Raw genomic sequence first — 3753 nt, forward strand, 5'->3', positions numbered from 1 at the left:
ATTCGACGTCAGCAACCGGATCAACACCACGGACCCGGTCTGCGTGAAGCTTGAAGTCGGCCGGATCCACCGCGGCCTCTACCCGCAATCCCCAATCCCCGCATTCCTCCAGGCCTTCGACGACGCGGCCGCGCTCTACCGCGGCGAAAATGCCGCCTACGGGAAGTGCGATACCGCCTACCACGACCTGCAGCACGTCCTGGAGGTATCGCTCGCCATGGCCCGGCTCCTCGACGGCTACGAGCGGTCCCGCGTCGACTCGCCGGCCATCGGCGAGAGGCTCTTCTCGCTGGGCATCGTCTGCGCGCTCTTCCACGACGTGGGCTACCTGCGCCGCCGCGGCGACCGCCGGCACCGCCGCGGCGCGGAATACACGCGCACGCACGTCTCGCGCGGCGGCCGTTTCCTGCGCGAGTACCTGCCGACGATCGGGATGGGCGAATTCGTGGCCGTGGCGGCGCCGATCCTGCACTTCACCAGCTACGAGCGCGCCGTCGCGACGATCCGTCTGCCGGAGCCGTCGCTTCGCCTGCTGGGCAGCCTGCTGGGTTCCGCGGACATCATTGCCCAGATGTCCGACCGCTGCTACCTCGAGAAATGCCATGACCGGCTCTATCCGGAATTCGTCGATGGCGGCATCGCGCGGCGCATGACCGGCACGGGAGAGGTGACCGTCTTCGCCTCCGCCGAGGACCTCATCCGCAAGACGCCGGGCTTCTTCGTGTCCGCGGCGAAGCGCCTGGACCACGATCTCGGCGGCACGTACCAGTACGCGCGGGAGCACTTCGGCGGCGAGAACCTCTACATGGAGGCCGTCCGCCGCAACATCCGCTTCGCCGAGCACCTGCAGGAGGGGCCATCGCTCGTCCTGCGGCGGGTGCCTCCCGTGACGGTCAACTGATTCCGGCGGCCACCGGGAGCGGCTGCGGCACCTGGATCCCGTAGCCCTGGGCGTAGTCGACGCCCATCGCCCGCAGTTCCTCGATCACCCCATCCGTTTCGGCGAACTCGCCGATCGTCTTCAGGCCCATCAGGTGGCCGATGCGGTTGATGGTCTCCGCCATGGCGCGGTCCAGGGGATCCGTGGCGATGTCCTGCACGAATGCGCCGTCGATCTTCAGGAAGTCCACCGGCAGGTTCTTGAGGTAGCCGAAGGAGCTGCTTCCGCTGCCGAAGTCGTCGAGGGCGAAAAGGAACCCGAGCTCCTTGACCGCCTTGATGAATCGCGTCGCGCGCCGCAGGTCGTTGATCGCCGCCGTCTCGGTGATCTCGAAGCAGATCGCGCCCGGCCCGATGGCGAATAGCCGCGCCTGTTCGCCGATGTACTGCGCAAGGTCCTCGTCGCCGAGGGAGGTGCCGGAGAGGTTCACGGCGCAGGTCAGGGGCGCGCCCAGGCAGGCGACCAGCTCGTGGTATCGGGAAAAAGTAGCCCGGATCACCCACCGGTCGATCGACGGCATCAGGTTGTATCGCTCCGCGGCGGGGATGAAGCTTCCCGGAAGGACGAGATTGCCCTCCTCGTCGACCAGGCGCAGGAGGATCTCGATGTGGTTGCCGCTTTCGCCCTCCTTGGCGAGGGCCCGGTACGGCTGGTAATAGAGCACGAACCGGTCCTCCTGGAGGGCGCTGCCGATCCGCCCGGCCCAATTCATGTCGCGGCGGCGATCGGCGAGCTCGACGCCGGCGCTGCGGAAGGTGCAGACGCGATTTCGTCCCTGCTCCTTGGCCGAGTAGCAGGCGGAGTCGGCGGCGGCGAAGATGTCCGTCCGGCTCGCGCTCTCGCTCGTGATCGGAACCAGGCCGATGCTCACGCCGACGGCGAACGACTTCGACTCCCAGCTGAACCGCAGGTCGCGCACCGCGGCGAGCAGGTCCGCGGCGATCAGCTCGGCGCGCTCGAAGGGGCATCCTTCGAGAAGGACGCCGAACTCGTCGCCGCCCAGCCGCGCCAGCGTGTCGGACTTGCGCAGCCTGTCGAGCAGCAGGAGGGAAAGCTCCTTCAGCAGCGCGTCGCCGGCGGCGTGGCCGGCGGTGTCGTTCACGACCTTGAACTGGTCGAGGTCCATGTAGCAAAGGGCATGGGTGATCGCGGAGCCGCGGGCGCTCGCCAGCGCCGCGTCCACGCGGCTCTCGAACTCCCGGCGGTTGACGAGCCCCGTCAGGGAATCGTGGGTCGCGGCCCAGGTGATGCGCTGCGTCATGCTGCGCGCCGCGGTCACGTCGTGGAAGACGAGCACGCCGCCGATCGCCTTGCCGTCGCGGTCGTGGATGGGCGCGGCGCTGTCGTCGATGGCCACCGCGCTGCCGTCGCGCCGCAACAGGGACACGTGGGGAGCGAGCGAACCGGCCTTGCCGTCGCGCAATGCCTGCGCCATCGGGTTCTGCACGGGCTCCATCGTGTCCTCGTCGATCAGGCGCAGCACGCTCGCCAGCGGCTGCCCGGCGGCCTCGGCGAGCGTCCAGCCGGTCAGCGCCTCGGCCACGGGGTTGAGGTACTCGATCGTCTCCTGGCGATCGATCGTGATGACCGCATCGCCGATGCAATGGAGCGTCACGCGGGCGCGCTCCTGGTCCTCGAAAAGCGCATCGGCGGCCCGGCGCTCGCGGATGCGCAGCGCCCGGACCGTGCCAAGGACCGTGCCCGCCAGGAGCAATCCGAGCAATCCCGCCAGCGCGGTGAAGGCGAGAACGCCGCGAAGGGACTTGCGAAGCACGACCTGCCCCACCACCTCGCCGGAATCGTGCAGCGCGACGGCGTGCGCCGCGGCGGGCGCTGCCACCAGGTGATCGGTTTCAGCCACGACGACCCCGGAGGCATCGACGATTTGCGCCGCATCCTGTTCCGGATCCAGCGGGAAACGAACGAGGATCTCCTTCAGGCGGTGCCCCTGGAACCGCCACAGGTCCGGCGAGTGGCTGACCAGCTCGTTGATCATTTCCGCCTTGACCTCGGCTTTCGTCCGCAAGGCGGACACCAGCGCGGCGTAGCCGATGCCGAAATAGGTCACCGGCAGGGCGAGCGCGATGGAGACCGACACCGCCCAGGCCAGGACGAAGACCAGGCGGGAGCGGCTCGCGGCGGCGACCGGCGTTCCGATGGTTCCGGCGGAACGCAATTACTTCACCCAGTGACCAGTCCGGGCCAGGATCGCGCGGCCATTGGCCGACTTCACGAAGGCGACGAACTCGCTCGCCATCGGAGTCGACCTGGCGGTGGTCACGAGGAAGAGCCGCTTGTGGTGGGTATAGCGTCCGCTGGCCAGTGCATCGACGCTCGGCTCGACGCCATCGAGACGGAGCGCCTTCAAGGCGCGCCCCTCGGCGAGGATCTGGGCCAGCGTGGTCGGGCCCAGCGCGCCCGGGATCTTTTCCAGGCTGTCGGCGGCGTCCTGGTCGGTCACCGCGAAGGCGGTTCCCTTGCGCTTCTCGGCCTCGCCGAGCGCCTCCCGCAAGGCGGGCGACATGTCCTTGATCATGTCGCTGTCGGAGTCGCCGACCGGTCGAAGCACCAGGCGGATGCGGGTGCCGTCCGGCCACCGGTCCCTCCTTCCCGCGTAGATGTCGGCGAGGTCCTTCAGGCCCAGGCCGGGGTCCGGCCTCGAGGCCGCGGTGGCGAACACGAACGGCGTGCGCCCGTACTCGGTCTCGATGGCGCCGGCTCCCCGTTCCCCCTCTTTCAGGGGACGGGAGGAAACGCCGACCTCGATGGCCCCCGCCAGCACGGCCTTGATTCCGCCGCCGCTGCCAAGGCTC

The 3753-nt window shown here is 69.0% G+C and carries 3 protein-coding genes; 1 reads left to right on the plus strand and 2 read right to left on the minus strand.

The window, feature by feature from the left end:
* Positions 1 to 901: hypothetical protein (locus WC493_RS22015; protein WP_373068566.1), on the plus strand; the 901-nt coding region annotated here is incomplete at its 5' end.
* Here WC493_RS22015 and WC493_RS22020 read toward each other — a convergent pair.
* On the minus strand, positions 894 to 3116 hold the full coding sequence (locus WC493_RS22020) for an EAL domain-containing protein (protein ID WP_373068568.1): 2223 nt from the start codon (positions 3114 to 3116) through the stop codon (positions 894 to 896). The two genes, WC493_RS22015 and WC493_RS22020, sit on opposite strands and share 8 nt — an antisense overlap.
* On the minus strand, positions 3117 to 3753 hold a 637-nt coding region (locus WC493_RS22025; protein WP_373068570.1), incomplete at its 5' end, for a substrate-binding domain-containing protein. It lies immediately after the preceding gene.

Origin of the sequence: Zavarzinia sp., assembly GCF_041650655.1 — a bacterium.
Taxonomy (GTDB): domain Bacteria; phylum Pseudomonadota; class Alphaproteobacteria; order Zavarziniales; family Zavarziniaceae; genus Zavarzinia.